At 73.1% G+C, this 16,903-nt stretch carries 15 protein-coding genes; 8 read left to right on the top strand and 7 right to left on the bottom strand.

Annotation, left to right across the window (positions count from 1 at the left end; all coding sequences use genetic code 11):
• Nucleotides 1–247 precede the first annotated feature (247 nt).
• Both leuE and FXF52_RS09370 read right to left on the bottom strand, forming a co-directional pair.
• The gene (leuE, locus tag FXF52_RS09375; RefSeq protein ID WP_148795467.1) at nucleotides 248–916 is read right to left on the bottom strand and encodes a leucine efflux protein LeuE; all 669 of its coding nucleotides are present in this window, start codon (nucleotides 914–916) and stop codon (nucleotides 248–250) included.
• Nucleotides 913–2,160: a bifunctional pyridoxamine 5'-phosphate oxidase family protein/GNAT family N-acetyltransferase gene (locus FXF52_RS09370; protein ID WP_148795465.1), complete on the bottom strand. Its 1,248-nt coding sequence runs from the start codon at nucleotides 2,158–2,160 to the stop codon at nucleotides 913–915. The genes leuE and FXF52_RS09370 overlap by 4 nt, the downstream gene beginning before the upstream one ends.
• 39 nt (nucleotides 2,161–2,199) lie before the next feature.
• On the opposite strand from FXF52_RS09370, the gene FXF52_RS09365 reads away from it, so the two are divergent.
• Together FXF52_RS09365 and FXF52_RS09360 are read left to right on the top strand one after the other, a co-directional pair.
• A complete protein-coding gene (locus FXF52_RS09365) occupies nucleotides 2,200–3,540 on the top strand; it encodes an aminotransferase class I/II-fold pyridoxal phosphate-dependent enzyme (protein ID WP_148795463.1) in 1,341 nt (446 codons plus the stop codon).
• A 384-nt stretch (nucleotides 3,541–3,924) separates the two neighbouring features.
• Nucleotides 3,925–4,623, top strand: a complete 699-nt coding sequence (locus FXF52_RS09360) for a UdgX family uracil-DNA binding protein (protein WP_148795462.1) — start codon at nucleotides 3,925–3,927, stop codon at nucleotides 4,621–4,623.
• A 33-nt stretch (nucleotides 4,624–4,656) separates the two neighbouring features.
• Here the strand turns inward: FXF52_RS09360 and FXF52_RS09355 are convergent, their stop codons facing one another.
• Genes FXF52_RS09355 through FXF52_RS09335 form a run of 5 tightly spaced genes read right to left on the bottom strand, consistent with a single transcriptional unit; the run spans nucleotide 4,657 to nucleotide 9,359 of the window.
• The gene (locus FXF52_RS09355; RefSeq protein ID WP_148795460.1) at nucleotides 4,657–5,310 is read right to left on the bottom strand and encodes a 4a-hydroxytetrahydrobiopterin dehydratase; all 654 of its coding nucleotides are present in this window, start codon (nucleotides 5,308–5,310) and stop codon (nucleotides 4,657–4,659) included.
• A 46-nt stretch (nucleotides 5,311–5,356) separates the two neighbouring features.
• Nucleotides 5,357–6,169: an ABC transporter permease gene (locus FXF52_RS09350; RefSeq protein ID WP_148795458.1), complete on the bottom strand. Its 813-nt coding sequence runs from the start codon at nucleotides 6,167–6,169 to the stop codon at nucleotides 5,357–5,359.
• Nucleotides 6,166–7,089, bottom strand: a complete 924-nt coding sequence (locus FXF52_RS09345; protein ID WP_148795456.1) for an ABC transporter permease — start codon at nucleotides 7,087–7,089, stop codon at nucleotides 6,166–6,168. The genes FXF52_RS09350 and FXF52_RS09345 overlap by 4 nt, the downstream gene beginning before the upstream one ends.
• A 1-nt stretch (nucleotide 7,090) precedes the next feature.
• Nucleotides 7,091–8,290 carry an ABC transporter substrate-binding protein gene (locus FXF52_RS09340; RefSeq protein WP_148795454.1) on the bottom strand — a complete coding sequence of 400 codons (1,200 nt, stop codon included), beginning with the start codon at nucleotides 8,288–8,290 and terminating at the stop codon, nucleotides 7,091–7,093.
• Nucleotides 8,277–9,359, bottom strand: coding sequence for an ABC transporter ATP-binding protein (locus FXF52_RS09335; protein ID WP_148795452.1), 1,083 nt, complete (start codon nucleotides 9,357–9,359; stop codon nucleotides 8,277–8,279). The genes FXF52_RS09340 and FXF52_RS09335 overlap by 14 nt, the downstream gene beginning before the upstream one ends.
• Before the next feature lie 165 nt (nucleotides 9,360–9,524).
• On the opposite strand from FXF52_RS09335, the gene FXF52_RS09330 reads away from it, so the two are divergent.
• From FXF52_RS09330 to rny, 6 genes are all read left to right on the top strand, one after another.
• The gene (locus tag FXF52_RS09330; RefSeq protein WP_148795450.1) at nucleotides 9,525–10,667 is read left to right on the top strand and encodes an acyl-CoA dehydrogenase family protein; all 1,143 of its coding nucleotides are present in this window, start codon (nucleotides 9,525–9,527) and stop codon (nucleotides 10,665–10,667) included.
• Nucleotides 10,668–10,737: 70 nt separating this feature from the next.
• Nucleotides 10,738–12,102, top strand: coding sequence for an MFS transporter (locus tag FXF52_RS09325; RefSeq protein WP_148795448.1), 1,365 nt, complete (start codon nucleotides 10,738–10,740; stop codon nucleotides 12,100–12,102).
• Between the two features lie 3 nt (nucleotides 12,103–12,105).
• Nucleotides 12,106–12,306, top strand: coding sequence for a DUF3046 domain-containing protein (locus FXF52_RS09320; RefSeq protein ID WP_148795445.1), 201 nt, complete (start codon nucleotides 12,106–12,108; stop codon nucleotides 12,304–12,306).
• Nucleotides 12,307–12,491: 185 nt separating this feature from the next.
• Entirely contained in the window at nucleotides 12,492–13,538 is a 1,047-nt protein-coding gene (gene recA / locus FXF52_RS09315) for a recombinase RecA (RefSeq protein WP_073832643.1), read from the top strand.
• Nucleotides 13,539–13,546: 8 nt separating this feature from the next.
• Nucleotides 13,547–14,242 carry a regulatory protein RecX gene (locus FXF52_RS09310; RefSeq protein ID WP_148795443.1) on the top strand — a complete coding sequence of 232 codons (696 nt, stop codon included), beginning with the start codon at nucleotides 13,547–13,549 and terminating at the stop codon, nucleotides 14,240–14,242.
• Nucleotides 14,243–15,104: 862 nt separating this feature from the next.
• Nucleotides 15,105–16,871 carry a ribonuclease Y gene (gene rny, locus FXF52_RS09305; RefSeq protein WP_148795441.1) on the top strand — a complete coding sequence of 589 codons (1,767 nt, stop codon included), beginning with the start codon at nucleotides 15,105–15,107 and terminating at the stop codon, nucleotides 16,869–16,871.
• Nucleotides 16,872–16,903: the final 32 nt, after the last annotated feature.

Here is a 16,903-nt window from a genome sequence, read left to right as displayed (position 1 = left end):
CCGCCGCCCCCCGCCCCGGCGCAGGGCCCCCCACTGCCCGGGGACCCCCCCCCCGCCAGCCGCCACCCGGACGAGCCGGTCCAGCCGGGCTTCGGCCTGCAGGGCACGGCCGGCGGGGGCGGCGGCATCGGCGGTGGTGGCGGCGACGGCACCTGACCCGCCCCCCGTGCCGGGCCGGTGCCGCCGCGCGTCGACCCGTCAAGGAGGGCCCCCTGCTATACGCCAGGCATTAACCGGGGGCCCTTCCTCACACCGATGCGGTGGCCAGCTTGATGCTGAAGCCGAGGAAGAGGGCGGCCACGGCGGTGGTGCCGCCGGCGGCCAGCCGCCGGCGCCGCTGGAACTGGGCGGCCAGGAAGGTGCCCGCGAAGATCAGCGCGGTCAGGTAGAGCGCGCTGGTCACCTGGGCGATCAGCCCGAGCAGCACGAACGACAGCGCCGGCCAGGCGTACCCGGGGTCGACGAACTGGATGAAGAAGGAGATGAAGAAGAGGATCGCCTTCGGGTTGAGCAGGCTGATCACCAGCGCCTTCCGGAACGGGCTGCGCAGCGCGGCCGGCTCCGCCGCGTCGATCAGGCGCGGTGCCGCCGGGTCGTTGCGGTCGCGCCAGCGCCGCCAGGCGCCGCGCAGCATGGTCAACCCCACGTAACCCAGGTACGCGGCGCCGGCGTACTTGATCACCAGGAAGAGTGGCGGGTACGCCTTGAGCAGCGACGCCACCCCGGCCGCGGAGAGGAACATCAGCACCGAGTCGCCGAGGAACACCCCGCCGGCGGCCCGGTAGCCGGCCCGTACCCCGCGCCGCGCGGCGGTGGAGAGCACGAAGAGCGAGTTCGGCCCGGGGAGCAGCACGATCGCCACGGTCCCCAGCACGTACGTCCAGATGTCGGTGATGCCCAGCACGCCGGACATCATGACGCCACCGGTGCCGCGGGGCGAAGCCTTTCCCGCAGCCTGGCCTGTGCGTTGGGCCACTCCGCGGCGAGCATCGAGTAGAGCGCGGAGTCCCGCCAGGTGCCGTCGGAGCGCCGGCGGTTGGACCGCAGCGTCCCCTCCCGGGTGGCGCCGAGCCGTTCGATGGCCCGCTGCGAGCGCTCGTTGAGGGTGCTGGTCTGCCAGGTGACCCGGATCGCGTCCAGTTCCTCGAAGGCCCGGGTGAGCAGCAGCAGCTTGGCCTCGGTGTTGATCCCGGTGCGCCACCACGGGCGGCCGAGCTGGGTGAAGCCGATCTCCGCCGTGCGCAGGTCCGCGTCCGGGTGGTAGTACGAGGTGGTGCCGACCACCGCCCCGGTGGCGGCGCACCGCTGCACCCAGGGCGTGCGGACGCCCCGCCGGTTCGCGTCCAGCGCGGCGCGGATCTGGCCGGCTGTCTCGTCCACGGTGCGCGGCCGCGGGCTGCCGACGTAGCGCCACACCTCCTCGTCGTCGAGGGCGGCGTACAGCTCCTCGGCGTGGGACAGGTCGAGCGGTTCCAGCACCACGTGCTCGCCGCGCAGGACGACCGGCTCCAACCAGGCCGAGCGGGCTGGCCGCAGGTACGCCGGCACCGGCGCGGTGACCCCGGCGGCCGGCTCGGGCACGCCGGCCGTGAGCCGCAGCGGCACCACCCCGGCCCAGTACGGCAGGTCGAGGTCGGCGGGATCGTCGTTGGCCCCGGCGGCCCGGGCGCGTACCGACACCTCGCGCAGCGGCAGGGCCAGCACGGCCGTCTCCGCCAGTTCGCGCCGGCTCGGCGGGCGGCTGTCGGTGCTGCGGCCGGTGGCCACCTTCTCCACCAGCGCGGTGAGCACCTCGGCCTTCTCCCGCTCGTCGGTCACCAGGCGGGCGGTGCCGTGCACGACCACGGAGCGGTAGTTGGCGCTGTGGTTGAACTGGGACCGGGCGAAGACCAACCCGTCGAGCAGGGTCACCGTGACGCAGACCGGCAGCCCGGCGTCACCCCGGGCGGCGAGCAGCGGCCGGCTGCCGGTGGAGCCGTGCAGGTAGAGGGTGTCCCCGACGCGGACGTGCAGGGTGGGCAGCACGCGCGGCTCGCCGTCCACGGTGAACCCGAGCGCGCAGTGGTACGCCTCGTCCAGCACGGCGTGCGCGGCGGCCTCGTCGTAGCTCATCCGGTCCCGCATGCGGGTGGCGGTGGTCCGGTCGGTCGGGGGGTACATGCGGCAGTCCCACCTTTGTTCTAGTACAATCTCTAAACTGTGGCAGCACATTATCAGATCGCCGGGTCGTCGTCGGCGGCCATTTCGGCCAGCGTGGAAACCGGCATCCGCACCGGCACCCTGGCCCCGGGCGACCCCCTGCCGGCCGTCCGCACCCTCGCCACCGAGCTGGCGGTCAGCCCGGCCACCGTCGCCAAGGCGTACCAGGAGCTGCGGCAGCGCGGCCTGGTGGTCACCGCCGGCCGGCACGGCACCCGGGTCCGCCCCCGCCCACCCGTCGCCACCCGCCGCGCCGCGATGATGCCGGCGCCGCTGCCCGGTGCCCGCAACCTCTCCGCCGGCCAGCCCGACAACCGGCTGCTGCCGCCGCTCGGCCCGCACCTGGCCGCGCTCGCCGCCGAGCTCGGCCCGCCCAGCGGGTACGCGACCACCGCCGTCCTGCCCGAACTGGCCGCCGCGGCCCGCGAGCGGCTGGCCGCCGACGGCGTGCCGGCCGCGGAGATCACCGTGACCGGGGGCGCGCTGGACGGCATCGAGCGGCTGCTCGCCGCGCACCTGCGTCCCGGTGACGCGGTCGCGGTCGAGGACCCGGGCTGGGCCAACCTGCTCGATCTGCTCGCCGCGCTCGGGCTGCGCGCCATCGGGGTGCCCGTCGACGATGACGGCCCCACCGAGCCGGGCGTCCGGGCCGCCCTCGCCGCCGGGGCGCGCGCGCTGATCGTGACCAGCCGCGCCCAGAACCCGACCGGCGCCGCCGTCTCCGCCGATCGGGCCGAGGCCCTGCGTACGCTGCTCGCCGGCCGCGCCGACCTGCTGCTGATCGAGGACGACCACGCCGCCGAGCTGGCCCGCGTACCCCTGCACCCGCTCGCCGGGGCGACCCCGGCGTGGGCCTTCGTCCGGTCGGTGAGCAAGCCCTACGGCCCGGACCTGCGACTCGCGGTGCTCGCCGGCGACGAGGCCACCGTGGCCCGGGTGGCCGGCCGCGCCCGGGTGGGCGCCGGCTGGGTCTCCACCGTGCTGCAACGCCTCGTCCTGACGCTCTGGCGCGACCCGGGCACGGCGGAGCTGGTGCGGCGGGCGGGGGAGAGCTACGAGCGGCGGCGGGGTGGGCTGGTCGACGCGCTGGCCGCACGGGGGCTGGTCGCCCACGGGCGGACCGGGATCAACGTGTGGGTGCCCGTTCCCGACGAGACCGTGGTGGTCACCGCGCTGCGCGACGCCGGCTGGTCGGTCGCCCCCGGCGCGCTGAACCGGATCGCCGCCGCCCCCGGCGTCCGGATCACCGTCAGCCCCCTCGACGAGCCTGACCTCGCGCCGTTGGCCGACGCGGTGGTGCGGGCGGTGCGTCCCGCCGGGCCGGCCCCGTTCACCGCCTGATCCCCGCCGCCGTGGCGTGGCGCCCGGGACAGGACCGCCGGCACGGCGGCCGCGTCCGGACACGACCGCCGGCGCAGCGGCTGCGCCTGGACAGGACCGCCGGAGCGGCGGCGCGCCCGGACAAACCCGGCGGCATGGCGCGGCCGCGCACGGGTAAAGCGGAGAAGGCAGGCAAGTGACGACGACGCAGTGAGCCCGTCCGGAGGTGGGTGACGGTGGCGAACAGGTCCCGGAAGGGCGTCTGGATCGGGGTGGCCGTGCTGGTGATCATTCTGGTGATCATCGCGATCGCGCTGGCCTCGCGCGGTGGCGGCGGCGGAGGGGGCGGTTACTGATGCGGGCGGCATCCGGCGTCGAAGACGAAACCGGTATATAAAGTCGGGCATGGCCGAGACCGAGAGCGCCCCCGGAGCGCAGGAGTTCATCCCGCCGCAGGCGGACACCATCGACCAGCTGCGCGCCGCCGCGGCCGGCTGCCAGGGCTGCGAGCTCTACCGGAACGCGTCCCAGACGGTCTTCGGCCGGGGCGACGAGAGCGCCCGAGTGGTCCTCGTCGGCGAGCAGCCCGGCGACATGGAGGACCAGAAGGGCCTGCCCTTCGTCGGTCCGGCCGGGCGGGTGCTGCGCAGCGCGGTGGACGAGGCCGGCATCGACCCGGGCCACATCTACCTGACCAACGCCGTGAAGCACTTCCGGTTCGAGCTGCGCGGAAAACGGCGGATCCACCAGACGCCGGACCGGGTGCACATCACCGCCTGCCGGCCCTGGCTGGTCGCCGAGTTCGCCCGGCTGCGCCCCGAGGTCGTCGTGGTGCTCGGCGCCACGGCCGCCAAGGCGCTGCTCGGGCCGGCGTTCCGGGTGACGAAGCAGCGCGGGGAGCTACTGCCCTGGCCGGACGCCGCGCAGCGCCCGCAGGACTTCAAGCGGGTGCCGGTGGACCAGGCCGGCAAGGTGGCCGACGCCCCGGAGGCCCAGCTGCTGGCCACCATCCACCCGTCCGCCGTGCTGCGCGCCGACAACCGGGACGTGGCGTACGAGGGTCTGGTCGCGGACCTGAAGGTGGCCGCCCGCGCCCTGGCGTGAGAGACGGGGCGTGCTCACCCGTCGGCACGTCTGTCAGTGCCGGCTCTGCCACGTGCACAGGCAGACGCGGTTGCCGTCCGGGTCGGCGAGCACCCAGAAGCTCGGCGCCGCCTCGTCGCTGACCAGCGTGCCACCGGCGGCCAGCGCGGCCTCGATGCGCGACGGCACCTCCGCCGGGTCCACCCACACGTCCGGGTGCCAGCGCTGCCGGGGCTCCTCGCTGCCCGACCGTTGGAACCACACCGTGGGCAGCGCGCCGGCCCGGTCGTGCAGCTCGTCGCCGAGGCCGGGCCCGGAGCGGTGCGCCACGGCCAGCACCGCCTGCCAGAACGGCAGGACGCCGGCGACGGCCGGGGTGTCCAGGGCGAGTTCGAGCCGCGAGACCCCGGTGTGGCCCAGCGACACGCCGGCGTCGGCGGCGATCGCGGCGATGGCCCGGGCCAGCCGGACGTCCCGGGCGGTCACCCCGCCGGCGTCGTGGGACCAGAGCCGCACGTCGACGTGGGTGTAGCGGAGGTCGAGGTCGGGATGGTGGTCCATCCGCTCGGCCGCCGCGCCGATGGCGTCGACGACCGCCAGCCCGGTGGCGAAGTTCCCGGTGGCGATCCGGGTCTGCAGACCGCCGAGCAGGTACGTCCACCCGTCCAGTCCCTCGTCGGCGATCTGCTGTCCGGTGAGCGTGGTCATCCCGCCATCCTCGCGTACCGGCCCAGCCCACAGAAGACTGCGGCGGTCAGAGGCGGCCGCCGGTGGCCGTGTCCGAGATCCGCTGGGCGAGGTAGATGGGCACCACCGAGGCGACGATCAGCACGGCGGCGACCACGTTGATGACCGGCGCCTGGTTCGGCCGGAACAGGTTGCTGAAGATCCAGATCGGCAGCGTCTGCACGCCCGGGCCGGCCGTGAACGTGGTGACGATGATCTCGTCGAAGGAGAGCCCGAACGCCAGCAGCGCGCCGGCCAGCAGCGCCGAGCGCAGCACCGGGAAGGTGACGTACCGGAAGGTCTGCCAGCCGTCCGCGCCCAGGTCGGCCGACGCCTCCTGGAGGTTGCCGCCCGACCTGCGCAGCCGGGCCAGTACGTTGTTGTAGACCACCACGACACAGAACGTCGCGTGCCCGACGATCACCGAGAAGAGACCCTTGCCGATGCCCAGCGGCGCCAGCACCGAGCGGAACGCGGTGTCCAGGGCGATGCCGGTGACGATGCCGGGCAGCGCGATCGGCAGCACGACCAGCAGCGACACCGCCCCCCGGCCGAAGAAGCGGTACCGCTGCACGGCGAAGGCGACCAGCGAGCCGAGCAGCAGCGCGATCGCGGTGGCACCCAGCCCCGCCTTGACCGACATCCACAGCGCCTCCCGCGCGCCCGCGTTGTCCCCGGCGCGCGCCCACCACTGCATGGTCCAGTGGGCCGGTGGCCAGGCGAAGGTGCGGTCGGCGTTGAAGGAGTTGATCAGCACGACGGCCAGCGGCAGGTAGATGAAGGCCAGGCCGAGCGCCATCGCGCCGCGCAGCAGCCAGCGCGCCGACCGGGAGAGCGTCACAATTCCTCCAGAGCCCCGGAACGCCGCACGGCGACCAGGTAGCCGACCATGATCAGGACCGGGATGGTGGCCAGCGCGGCGGCGAACGGCAGGTTGTTCGCCGCCCCGATGTTGGCGTAGACGAGGTTGCCGATGAGCTGCGTCTTGCCGCCGACGATCTGGACGGTGATGTAGTCGCCCAGCGAGAGCGAGAAGGTGAAGATCGAACCGGCGATCACCGACGGGACGATGACCGGCAGCACCACCTTCCGGAACGTCCGGCCCGCCCGGGCCCCGAGGTCCGCCGACGCCTCCAGCAGCGAGTCGGGCAGGCGCTCCAGGCCCGCGTAGATGGGCAGGATCATGTACGGCAACCACAGGTAGGCCAGCACCAGCACGGTGGCGGTCAGCCCGTACCCCGGCCCGCTGCCGGGACCCCCGAGCAGCCAGTCCACCGGCCCGCCGTTGGCCAGCAGCACCCGCCAGGCGTACGCCTTGACCAGGTAGCTGGCCCAGAGTGGGGTGAGGATGGCGACCACCAGCCAGCGCCGGTACCGGGGGCGGGCGACCTTCGCCATGTAGAAGGCCATCGGCAGGGCGACGAGCGCGTCGAGCACGGTCACCGCCGCGGCCGTGCCGACGCTGCGCAGCGCGACCGTCCGGTACACCTCGTCGGTGGCGATGGTGCGGAAGTTGGTCAGGGTCGGCTGCCGGACGACCTCCCCGGTGAAGCCGTTGACGGTCCACAGTGCCGAGACGAACAGCACGGCTAGCGCGCCCAGATAGGCGACCACCAGCCAGAACAGCGGCGCGGCGAGCAGGGCGGCGAGGCGGACCCCGGCGTGCCGGTGCAGCCAGGCCGAGAGCCGGCGGACCGGTCCGCGGGCGGGGTCCTCCGCCGGAGCGGCGCCCGCGGACCGGTCGAGCGTCGGGGTGGCCACCTCAGCCCTTGACGGTGGTCCAGGCCTGGGTCCAGGCCGCGTAGTCCTTGCAGATCACGTCCTTGCGCCCGTCGAGGCACTGGGCCACCGGGGTGCTCCAGAACCAGACCTTCTCGAAGTACGCCTCGTCCTCGGCGTGGAACGTCGCGCAGTGGTTCTTGTCGGCCGTCTGGGCGCAGGCGAGCCGGTTGGCCGGCGCCTCACCGAACCACTCCGCCACCGCGGCGTTGGCCTTCGGCGAGATGATGTGGTCCATCCACCGGTAGGCGCAGTTCGGGTGCTTCGACTTCGCCGAGACCATCCAGGTGTCGGACCAGCCCGTCGCCCCCTCCTCGGGGAGGATGGCCTCGACCGGCGCCTTGTCGGCCTGCGCCAGGTTGGCGATCACCTGCCAGGTGGTGCCCAGCACCGAGTTGCCGGTCTTGAAGGCCTGCACCTCCTTGGTGTAGTCCGACCAGTACTCGCCGATCGTCTCGTTCTGCTTCTTCAGCAGGTCCACGGCCGCGGCGAACTGCTTGTCGTCCAGCGCGTACGGGTTCTTGATGCCCAGGTCCCGCTGGTGCTTCATCAGGTAGAGCGCCGCGTCCGCGAGGTAGATCGGCGAGTCGTACGCGGTGATCTTTCCTTTGTACGGCGAGTTGGCGTCGAACACCGCGCCCCACGAGGTCGGGGCCGGCTTGACCACGTCCGTGCGGTACATCAGCAGGTTGGCGCCGCGCCCGTGCGGGATGCCGTAGGCGACCCCGTCCACGGAGTTCCACTGCTTCAGCTTGAGCCCGTCGAAGACGTCCTTGTAGTTGGTGATCAGGTCGGTGTTGACCGGCGCGACGTCCCCGCCGTAGATCAGCCGGAGCGAGGCATCGCCCGAGGCCGAGACCACGTCGTACTCCCCGGTCTTCATCAGGGTCACCATCTCGTCGGAGGTGCCGGCGACCTTGACGTTGACCTGGCAGCCGGTCTGCTTCTCGAAGTCGGTGACCCAGTCCACCTTGGGGTCGGTCGAGCCGTCCTCCACGTACCCGGCCCAGGCGACGATGTTGACCTGGCCCTCGCCCGCCCCGAGGCTGCTCAGCTTGGGCACGGACGGGGGCTTGATGCCGCCGGGCCCGGATCCGCCGGCGTTCGTGCCGCCGTCGCCGCACCCGGTCAGGGCGAGCAGGCCGACCGCGGCGAGCGCGGTCACAGTTCTACCGGTACGCATGTGCGCTCTCCTTGTCACGGGGGGTCGGCACCACGGGGTCGGGTACGGCCACGGCGTGCTCGGTGCGCCAGGCCAGGCGGACCGGGGTGCCGCGCAGTGCCGCCACGTCGGCCGAGGAGGTGGTCAGGTTCTGCTGCATCACGACCAGCCGGGCGCCGGCGTCGAGGTCGACCACGAACCGGGTGGTCGCCCCGGCGTAGACGACCTCGGCGATCCGTCCGGCGGCGGCGGTCTCCTCCGCGCTCGCGGCCGGACCGTCGAGCCGGATCTTCTCCGGGCGGACCGAGAAGGTGCCGTCTCGGCCGAGCACGACCCGCGCCGCGTCGCCACTGAGCAGGTTGGACGTGCCGACGAAGCCGGCGACGAACGGGGTGGCGGGCCGCTCGTAGACCTCGGCGGGGGTGCCCACCTGGGCGATCCGGCCCTCGGTGAAGACCGCCACCCGGTCGCTCATGGTGAGCGCCTCCTCCTGGTCGTGGGTGACGAAGACGAAGGTGATGCCGACCTCCCGCTGCAGCGCCTTCAACTCGACCTGCATCTGCTCGCGCAGCTTCAGGTCCAGCGCGCCGAGCGGCTCGTCGAGCAGGAGCACCTTCGGCCGGACGACCAGGGCGCGGGCCAGGGCGACCCGCTGGCGCTGCCCGCCGGAGAGCGCGGCCGGTCGCCGGTCGCCCAGCCCATCCAGCCGTACGTCGCGCAGCGCCTCGTCCGCCCGCGCACGCCGTTCGGCCCGGCCCACCTTCCGTACCCGCAGGCCGTACTCGACGTTCTGCCGCACGGTCAGGTGCGGGAACAGCGCGTAGTCCTGGAAGACGGTGTTGACGTCCCGCTCGAACGGGGCGAGCCGGGTGACGTCGCGTCCACTCAGCAGGACCGTCCCGGCGGTCGGCGGCTCGAACCCGGCGATCATCCGGAGCACGGTGGTCTTGCCCGAGCCGGACGGCCCGAGCATGGCGAAGAATTCGCCGTCGGCGATCTCCAGATCGACGCCGGCCACCGCCTCCACCGCGCCGAACGATTTGCGCAGGCCGCGAAGGGCGACCGCGGGGGTAGCGGGCCCGGCTGACATGGGCGCTCCTCAGTCCTACGGTTAACGTTGCGCGAGCGGACCAAGGTCCACGGAAATCGTGCCGTGAGAATAAAGCTGCGACGGATAGCGTCGTCAAGACCCGGCGGCCGGTTCCGTCCGTCGCCGCCCTTCCCGCCCGGCCGCGCGGCGGGCACACTCATCGCCATGGAGCAGCATCTCTACGAGCCCGTGCACGAGGAGTTCCGGGACCTGTGCCGCGAGTTCCTCGCCCGGGAGGCGGTGCCGTACCACAAGCGTTGGGAGGCCGACGGGATCGTGGACCGGGAGGTGTGGCGCAAGGCCGGCGCCGCCGGGCTGCTCGGCATGGACGTCGGCGAGGAGTACGGCGGCGGCGGGCAGCACGACTTCCGGTTCCACGCGGTCCTCGACGAGGAGATCGTCGCGGCGGGGTGTTCCGGTCTCGGGTTCGGCCTGCACAACGACGTGGTGGCTCCGTACCTGACCGAGCTGACCACCGACGACCAGCGCAAGCGCTGGCTGCCGGGCTTCTGCTCCGGCGACCTGGTCACCGCGATCGCGATGAGCGAGCCGGGGGCGGGTTCGGACCTGGCGGGGGTCCGCACCAGCGCCGTTCGGGACGGCGACACGTACGTCCTCAACGGCCAGAAGACGTTCATCACCAACGGAGAAATGGCCGATCTCGTGGTGGTGGTCGCCAAGACGGCACCCGACCAGGGCGCGCACGGGGTGAGCCTGATCGCGGTGGAGACCGGCACCCCCGGTTTCAGTCGGGGACGGCGACTGGCCAAGGTGGGCCTGAAGGCCAACGACACCGCCGAACTCTTCTTCGCCGACTGCCGGGTTCCGGTGGAGAACCTGATCGGCACCGAGAACCACGGCTTCTATCACCTGATGGGCAACCTGCCCCGGGAGCGGTTGAGCATCGCCGTCGCGGCGGTGGCGGCGGCGGAGAAGCTGCTCGCGCTCACCCTCGACTACGCCCGCTCGCGGGAGGCGTTCGGCCGGCCGATCGGGAAGTTCCAGCACAACCGGTTCCTCTTGGCCGAGCTGGACACCGAGGTCACCATCGCGCGGACCTTCGTCAACCACTGCGTCGCCGAGTTCAACGCCGGCCGGCTGTCGGTGACCGACGCGGCGAAGGCCAAGTGGTGGACCACCGAGCTGCAGAATCGGGTGGCCGACCGCTGCCTGCAGCTGCACGGCGGCTACGGGTTCATGCTGGAGTACCCGGTGGCGAAGGCCTGGCTGGACGGCCGGGTGCAGACCATCTACGGCGGCACCACCGAGATCATGAAGGAGATCATCGGCCGTAGTCTCGGCTTGTAGCGAAACCCGGTGCCGGCGGTCCGGTCGGGTGCGGGAGGATGGGTCACCCCTTACCCGAGGAGCACCCGAGATGGCCACTGACCTGACCGCGCCGGCGCTGGCGCGGCCCGATGTCGCGCCGATCCGGCGGCGCACGCTGCGGCTGCTCTTCGTCACCCAGATCATCGGGGGGATCGGCGTCACCATCGGGGTCGCGGTCGGGGCGCTGCTCGCCGCCCGGATCGCCGGCACCGCCGTGGCGGGCCTGGCGCAGAGCGCGGCCGTGGTCGGTGGGGCCCTGCTCGCCGTCCCGGTGACCCGGATCATGACCGGGCACGGCCGGCGGCCGGGCCTGGTGCTGGCGTACCTGGCCGGGGCGGCCGGAGGTGTGCTGGTGGTGCTCGCCGCGGTCACCCGCTGGGTGCCGCTGCTCTTCCTCGGCATGCTGCTCTTCGGCGGCGGCACCGCGGCCAACCTTCAGGCGCGCTACACGGCGGTGGATCTCGCCGAGCCGGCCCGCCGGGGGCGGCAGCTCTCGTTGATCGTCTGGGCCACCACCATCGGCGCCGTGGCGGCGCCCAACTTCGCCGCGCTCGCCGACCGGACCACCGGCGGGTGGGGACTGCCGCCGCTGGCCGGCCCGTTCGCGTTCAGCGCCGCGGCGTTCGTGCTCACCGCGGGCGTACTGGCGGCTCTGCTGCGGCCCGACCCGCTGCTCACCGCCCGCCGGCTGGCGGCCGCCGACGACCCGGTGGCCGAGGTGGTCGCGGCACCGGCCCCCGACGGCTCCGGGTCGCCGCGCGGCGTCAGACGCGCCGAGCCGGAGTTGTCGCCGGCCCGGCGCGCCGCGGGCATGCGCGCCGCCTGGCGGGTGGTACGCGAGCGACCCGCCGCCCGCCTGGGCATCGCGGCCGTGGCGATGGGCCACCTGGTGATGGTCGCCGTGATGTCGATGACCCCGGTACGCCTCGGCGAGTTCCACGACGACGCCGACGTGCTGCGGGTGGTCGGCATCGTGCTGAGCCTGCACATCGCCGGCATGTACGCGTTCTCCCCGGTGGTCGGCTGGCTCACCGACCGGCTCGGCCGGCGCGCGGTGATCCTCGGCGGCATCGGGGTGCTGCTCGCCGCCTGCGCGGTCGCCGGCACGGCCGGGCACCACACGCCCGAACTCTCGCTCGGTCTGGCGCTGCTCGGACTGGGCTGGTCGGGCACCATGGTCGCCGGCTCCACGCTGCTGTCCGAGTCGGTGCCCGCCGACGTGCGGCCGAGCGTCCAGGGCCTGTCGGACCTGACCATGGGGCTGGCCGGGGCCGGCGCCGCGGCGCTGAGCGGGTTTGTCGTGCGGGTGGCCGGTTATCCGGCCCTCACCCTGCTCGCGGCGATCGCGACGGTGCCCCTGGTGGCGCTAGCGTTGCGTCCGGTGCCCGTTGGGGCGCCCGACAAGGAGGAGTGACACGTGCGGCTGACCGACTTCTGGGCGCGGCTGGAGGAGGCGTTCGGGCCGGGCTACGCGGCCAGCATCGCCAGCGACCAGGTGCTGCCCCAGCTCGGCGGGCGGACCATCGACCAGGCCCTGGCCGCGGGTGAGGAGACGCACGTGGTGTGGCGGGCGGTGGTCGCCGCCTATCCCGACCGGGTGCCGGCGCGGCTACGCTGAGCAGCCTTTTTCCCGGGTTGGCGTGTCGCTTGCCCAGTCGTACACCTGTTCGGCTATTGTCCACAGCGGGGTGCTCGTCCACAGCTCGCGGCCCGTCGGCTGGTTTTCTGTCGGACCCAGCGCCTAGCGTGTCCCGCGTGACGCGAAGCTCAGGTAAGACGCCGGCGAAGGCAGGGGTGGCAACGATGGCGGCAGGGCCGGACCGGGAGAAGGCACTCGACCTTGCTCTCGCTCAGATCGACAAGCAGTTCGGCAAGGGTTCGGTGATGCGGCTCGGGGAGCGGCCGGTCGTGCAGACCGCGGTGATCCCGACCAGCTCCATCGCGCTCGACGTCGCGCTCGGCGTGGGCGGACTGCCCCGCGGCCGGGTCATCGAGATCTACGGCCCGGAGTCCAGCGGTAAGACCACGGTGGCCCTGCACGCGGTGGCCAACGCCCAGCGGGCGGGCGGCATCGCCGCCTTCATCGACGCTGAGCACGCGCTCGACCCGGAATACGCGAAGGCCCTCGGCGTCGACACCGACGCCCTGCTGGTATCCCAGCCCGACACCGGCGAGCAGGCGCTGGAGATCGCGGACATGCTGGTCCGCTCCGGCGCGCTCGACATCATCGTGATCGACTCGGTCGCCGCCCTGGTGCCGCGCGCCGAGATCGAGGGCGAGATGGGCGACAGCCACGTGGGTCTCCAGGCCCGGCTGATGAGCCAGGCGCTCCGCAAGATCACCGGTGTGCTCAACAACACCGGCACCACGGCGATCTTCATCAACCAGCTCCGCGAGAAGATCGGCGTCATGTTCGGCAGCCCGGAGACCACCACCGGTGGCCGGGCGCTGAAGTTCTACGCCTCGGTCCGGCTCGACGTGCGCCGCATCGAGAGCCTCAAGGACGGCACCGACGTGGTCGGCAACCGCACCCGGGTCAAGGTGGTGAAGAACAAGGTCGCCGCGCCGTTCAAGCAGGCCGAGTTCGACATCATGTACGGCAAGGGCATCTCCCGCGAGGGGTCGCTGATCGACGTCGGTGTGGAGCAGGCGATCATCCGCAAGTCCGGCGCCTGGTACACCTACGACGGCGACCAGCTCGGCCAGGGCAAGGAGAAGGCCCGCGAGTTCCTCCGGGAGAACCCGGACGTGGCCGCCGAGATCGAGAAGAAGATCCTGGAGAAGCTCGGCGTCGGGGTCGGCGTGGGCGACGCCGCCGGTGGCCCGGAGCTGCCGCCGGTCGACTTCTGACCTGACCCGTGGCAGGACGACGCGCCCGTACGGGGCGGGGCTGGGACGCCAGCCCGCCCCGCACGGGTGACGCCACCACACCCCGCCCCCGCCGGAGCCGCCGGGGCCGCGCCGAGGAGACCGATCCGGAGGCCACGCCAGCCCCGCCCCGCGACGAGGCCGAGGTGGCCCGGGAGATCTGCCTGCGGCAGCTCGCGGTCCGGCCGCGTACCCGGGCCGAGCTGGCCGGCGCCCTCACCAAGCGGGGCATCTCCGAGGAGGTCGCCGCCCAGGTCCTCGACCGGTACGACGAGGTCGGCATCATCGACGACGCCGCCTTCGCCCGGGCCTGGGTCACCAGCCGGCACGCCGGCCGTGGGCTGGCTCGCCGGGCGCTCGCCAACGAGCTGCGCCAGCGCGGCGTCGACGGTGAGGTGGCCAGCGAGGCCCTCGGCGAGTTGGACGAGGAGACCGAGGCGGAGACGGCCCGGGCCCTGGTCGAGCGCAAGCTGCGGACCGCCCGGGGCGAGCCGGACGCGGTGTTCCGCCGCCTCGTCGGGATGCTGGCGCGCAAGGGATACCCGCCCGGCGTGGCGATCCGGGCGGTGAAGGACGCCCTGGCCGCGCAGAGCGCCGAGGCGGCCGAGTTCGCCGAGCACATCGACGCCGACGCGCTGGCCGATGCCGAGCACGACCTCGATCGGGACACCCGCACCCTCGACTGACCGACCATCGGAGGTCGGCGTTGCGCGTGTTGCGGCATCTCGTGATTTCCGGGCAGCCGGTCGGGCCGGGTTGCCGCATCCCGGGTGGCTGCCCGCTCGCACTCGCTGGCCCTCGGGACCGGGCCGCGGGTCGCCAGGTCGCGCAAGTTCAGCGAAAGGCCACACTTTCGGAGAAGTTGTGCCCTGCCGTCGTGACGACGCCGAGCAGCCTGCGGTGAGGAGCGGGTGACGTGGGTTGCCGGGGGCCCTGAGCAGGTCGGAAAGGTGATCGGGGAGGCCGTCCGGTGCGGGGTTTGTCCAGCCGTGTCCGGCATCTGATCGGCGCTGGGTGACGCCGTAACTTCTCTCCGTCCGGGTGGTTTGATCATGAGTTCTTGACCGAACGGCCCCTGGCGACCTAGCCTCGCCATACAGGCTCACATTGCCCGACCAGCGCAGGCTAAGCGCACAACATAGATCGCGTAACAGAACTGCATCACTTTGGGCCAGCTTCACCGGCCTTTTGACGACAGCTCCGGACAGCCGGTCCGGTGCCGCCGACAACTGCAACCGGCCGCCGGCGATGCCCCTACAGGGGCACCGCCGACGGAAAGCTACCCACGGCCAGCCGCTCCGGTCGGGCGTCCAGAGCCGCAGGCGTGTGCCCGTCGGCACGCGGGCTGCGGCGCCGACGTTCAGGGGAGGCGGCCATGACGGGGCGGCACAGGTTCACCGGCGGTCCTCCAACTGGCGTCGTCGGCAATGGTGGCCGCCGCCCGCCGATCGCGACCCCACCCGAGGTCACCGGTGCCCGCCCCGGTCGCCGTCCCGTGACTGCCGGCCGAACCGGGGGCGACCTCGCCGGACGCGGTGGAGCGGCGGCATGAGCGGGTTCGAAGTCCTCATCCTCGTGCTGGTGCTGCTCCTCGCCGCCGTGGTGGTCGGTGCCGTCCTGGTCGGCGTGCGTACGCTGCGCCGGCTCAGTATCGCGCCCACCCCCGAGGACCCGGCCTTTGTCGCCGAGAAGGATCGTCAGGAGCAGTCCCTGGCGGCCCTGCGCAGCGCCGCCGACGAGGCGAACAGCACCATCGACGTGGCGCGGTCGGCCGCCGCCGCGGCCCGGGCCGAGGCAGCTGCGGCGAAGGCCGAGGCGAAGGCGGCCCGCGCGGAGGCCCGCCGCGTCCTGGACGACGCCCGCGCCGAGGCCGACACCGTGCTGGAACGGGCGCACAAGCAGGCCGAGGCGGACGCCGAGCAGCTCCGCGCCGCCGCCCGGCGCAGCGGCGAGCGGGAGGTCGCGGTGCTCGCCGCGACCACCCGCGAGCAGGCCGCCGAGGTCGATCGCCGGGCCGCTCGGATGGACGAGCGGGAGCGGCTGCACACCGAGGAGGTGGAGCGGCTCGCCGAGCGGGAACGGCAGCTCACCGCCGCCAGCGCCGCGCTGGCGGCGCGGGAGGCCGCCGTGGGCGAGCGGGAGCAGGCTCTCGCCGAGGCGGAGCAGCAGCGCCGCCGCGAGTTGGAGCGGGTGGCCGGGCTGACCGCCGACGCGGCCCGGGCCGAGCTGGTCGAGTCGATCGAGAGCCAGGCCAAGCGGGAGGCTGTCCTGCTGGTCCGGGACATCGAGTCGGACGCCCGCAACACCGCCGAGCAGCGGGCCCGGCACATCGTCGTGGACGCCATCCAGCGGGTCGCCAGCGAGCAGACCGCGGAGAGCGTGGTGAGCGTCCTGCACCTGCCGGGCGACGAGATGAAGGGGCGGATCATCGGCCGGGAGGGGCGCAACATCCGCGCCTTCGAGTCGGTCACCGGGGTCAACCTGATCATCGACGACACCCCCGAGGCGGTGCTGCTCTCCTGCTTCGACCCGGTACGCCGGGAGGTCGGCCGGCTCACCCTCGAGAAGCTGGTCCTGGACGGCCGGATCCACCCGCACCGCATCGAGGAGGTCTACGACCAGGCCCGGCACGAGGTGGAGGAGCTCTGCCACCGGGCCGCCGAGGACGCCCTGGTCGAGGTCGGCATCACCGAGATCCACCCCGAGCTGGTCACCCTGCTGGGCCGGCTGCGCTACCGGACGTCGTACGGGCAGAACGTGCTCAAGCACCTGGTGGAGACCGCGCACATCGCCGGGATCATGGCCGCCGAGCTACGGCTGGACGTGCCGACGATCAAGCGCAGCGCGTTCCTGCACGACATCGGCAAGGCGCTCACCCACGAGGTGGAGGGGAGCCACGCCATCATCGGCGCCGACCTGGCCCGCAAGTACGGCGAGAGCGAGGACGTGGTGCACGCCATCGAGGCGCACCACAACGAGGTGCCGCCGCAGACCATCGAGGCGGTCCTCACCCAGGCCTCCGACGCCTGCTCCGGCGGCCGGCCGGGGGCGCGGCGGGAGAGCCTGGAGGCGTACGTCAAACGGCTGGAGCGGATCGAGGAGATCGCGGCCGGCAAGCTCGGCGTGGAGAAGGTCTTCGCCATGCAGGCGGGCCGGGAGATCCGGGTGATGGTCAAGCCGGAGGACGTCGACGACATCGGCGCGGCGGTGCTGGCCCGGGACGTGGCCAAGCAGATCGAGGAGGAGCTGACCTACCCGGGGCAGATCCGGGTGACCGTGGTCCGCGAGTCCCGGGTCACCGAGATCGCCCGCTGACGGCACACGGAGAAGCTCACGCCGCGAACGTG

The organism is Micromonospora sp. MP36 (assembly GCF_008119785.1).
In the GTDB taxonomy this organism is placed as follows: Bacteria; Actinomycetota; Actinomycetes; order Mycobacteriales; family Micromonosporaceae; genus Micromonospora.
The sequence above is the reverse complement of the archived record's forward strand: the minus strand, read 5'-3'. Positions and strand labels throughout refer to the sequence as shown.

What these genes read in the sequence shown, in the direction of transcription:
- leuE (WP_148795467.1), bottom strand. Translation starts at nt 916, where the DNA reads ATGATGTCCGGCGTGCTGGGCATCACCGACATCTGGACGTACGTGCTG.
- FXF52_RS09370 (WP_148795465.1), bottom strand. Translation starts at nt 2,160, where the DNA reads ATGTACCCCCCGACCGACCGGACCACCGCCACCCGCATGCGGGACCGG.
- FXF52_RS09360 (WP_148795462.1), top strand. Translation starts at nt 3,925, where the DNA reads ATGGCCGAGACCGAGAGCGCCCCCGGAGCGCAGGAGTTCATCCCGCCG.
- FXF52_RS09355 (WP_148795460.1), bottom strand. Translation starts at nt 5,310, where the DNA reads ATGACCACGCTCACCGGACAGCAGATCGCCGACGAGGGACTGGACGGG.
- FXF52_RS09340 (WP_148795454.1), bottom strand. Translation starts at nt 8,290, where the DNA reads ATGCGTACCGGTAGAACTGTGACCGCGCTCGCCGCGGTCGGCCTGCTC.
- FXF52_RS09335 (WP_148795452.1), bottom strand. Translation starts at nt 9,359, where the DNA reads ATGTCAGCCGGGCCCGCTACCCCCGCGGTCGCCCTTCGCGGCCTGCGC.
- FXF52_RS09330 (WP_148795450.1), top strand. Translation starts at nt 9,525, where the DNA reads ATGGAGCAGCATCTCTACGAGCCCGTGCACGAGGAGTTCCGGGACCTG.
- FXF52_RS09325 (WP_148795448.1), top strand. Translation starts at nt 10,738, where the DNA reads ATGGCCACTGACCTGACCGCGCCGGCGCTGGCGCGGCCCGATGTCGCG.
- recA (WP_073832643.1), top strand. Translation starts at nt 12,492, where the DNA reads ATGGCGGCAGGGCCGGACCGGGAGAAGGCACTCGACCTTGCTCTCGCT.
- rny (WP_148795441.1), top strand. Translation starts at nt 15,105, where the DNA reads ATGAGCGGGTTCGAAGTCCTCATCCTCGTGCTGGTGCTGCTCCTCGCC.